This is a genomic window from Candidatus Clostridium helianthi (genome assembly GCF_045310795.1).
Lineage (GTDB): Bacteria > Bacillota > Clostridia > Clostridiales > Clostridiaceae > Clostridium > Clostridium helianthi.
This window is the reverse complement of sequence record NZ_JBJIAB010000096.1, coordinates 1-1,995: the sequence shown is the minus strand read 5'-3', so window position 1 is coordinate 1,995 and position 1,995 is coordinate 1. Positions and strand designations below refer to the sequence as shown.

The window sequence follows — 1,995 nt, the reverse complement described above, 5'->3', positions numbered from 1 at the left end:
ATCCCGCATTCAGCACATGTATTAATGGAAAATATTGTTTCTAAACATAAAAGTTAAAGAATGATATTATTATTTTATCCAATATTGAAAGGGTGTTGAAATTGGATATTAATGATATGCAGATATTTTCCGAAGGGCACCTGCCTATCGTGTCGGGTGTTTATGATCAATTAAAAATTGGTAAGAAAATAGATGAGGTAGTAAGCTGGGATAAAGAAAAATGTAAATTGTCGCCAGGTGAAGCAGTAAAAGCTTTAATTCTTAATATTTTAAGTGGTTATGATCCATTGTACATGATATCAGAATTTTATAAAGATAAAGATGTAGAAAAACTCGTAGGCGAAAGCATTAATTACACTGAAATTAACGAATTTGCCATAGGAAGAAACTTAGACAAAATCTATGATTCAGATGCTAAAAAAGTATATTCGCATGTAGTCTTAACAGCATTAAAACTAGAAAACATAGACGTTAAAGCTATCCACTGGGATACAACATCTAAAAGTTTTTCAGGTGATTACGAACGCGTAATTCCAGAAGTACAGGATGATAAAAAATATCCAATTAATATTACATTTGGGCATAGCAAAGATTACAGAAGAGATTTAAAACAAATGAAGTTTGGAGTTGGAACTACCAAAGATAAACTTCCATTATTCTGTGATGTGTTAAGCGGAAATGAAGATGATAAAAAGTGGAATGGCAATGTAATTAAAAGAATTGAGGAAGAACTTTCAAGTGTTGATTTATCTAATATTCTTCACGTTGCCGATAGTGCATTAGTTACCACCGATAATCTTAAAGAAATTAATGATGAGACATACAAGTTTATCTCAAGATTACCGGGTACTTTCAGTCTCGAAGCGAAGCTTATAAAAAAAGCTATAAGGACCCCTGAAAAGTGGGAAGACTTATCTACTTTAGGTAAGAATAAAAAAAGAGCAAGCAAATATAGAATACAAAGTTTTAAGGATGTTATTGGTGAAAAGAAATATCGTTTTGTTGTATGTCATTCATCTAACCTGGCTGAACAAAATATGAAAACTTTGGAACGCAATATAGAAAAAGAAAAGAGTGAAACAAAGAAAGCATTTGATAAAGCTATTTCAAGAGATGGTTATTTCTGCGAGGCGGATGCACAGAAAGCCATTCTTAAATTTGAAGATAAACTAAAACTCAAGTACCATACCCTAAAATACACAATGCAGGAGAATGAACAAATAAAGAAGCGATCTGGAGTAAAAGGACGAAGAAAAAAAGATGAAATTCCAGAAACAGAAAAAGTATATATTTTTCAGTACGAATTAATTGAAGATAAAGATAAGATAAATCAACGTAAAGAAGAAATTGGGATGTTTGTTCTTATAACTAATGAGTTAAATGAGGAAAACTTAAGTAACAAAGAATTGCTTATGGAATATAAAGATCAAAACTCTGTTGAATCAACATTTAAGATATTAAAATCACCAAGTTATGTAGATGCTATATTTTTAAATAAGCCAGAAAGAATAGAAGCTTTCGGCTATGTTATGGTTCTAGCAGTATTGCTAATGAACTTAATAGAAAGGCGAATTTGTGAAAATTTAAAACTAGAGTCTGAAGAAATAAATCTTCTTGGTAGAAGAAAAACATTTTCGCCTACGGCAACGGCATTATTCAAAGTTTTTGAAAAAGTTAAAGTTGTAGCAATTCCTTTAGGAGCAGGAATTCAAAGAATTATTCCCGGAGGATTAGATAAAAATCAAAAACGGATTTTAAAATTATGCGGACTAGGTGAAGAAATATATCTAGAAATCTTTTCCAAAAACAAAGATGTATAATGGGTAAGGGCATTTTGCCCTTTGACTGTAAAAATTTTAAAGTTATAAAAATAGATGACAATATTTAGAATACTTGTCCAATATTTTTGGAAATATATTCACTAAAATTGAATTAGCACATCATAAATGCTCAAATGGAAAGTTTGGCAATTTATGATATGCTGAATGCGGGTTA

1 protein-coding gene is annotated in these 1,995 nt (G+C 30.6%); it reads left to right on the top strand.

Annotation, left to right across the window (positions count from 1 at the left end; genetic code table 11):
* Positions 1-101 precede the first annotated feature (101 nt).
* Positions 102-1,820, top strand: coding sequence for an IS1634 family transposase (locus ACJDTP_RS27305; RefSeq protein WP_406762993.1), 1,719 nt, complete (start codon positions 102-104; stop codon positions 1,818-1,820).
* Positions 1,821-1,995 lie beyond the last annotated feature (175 nt).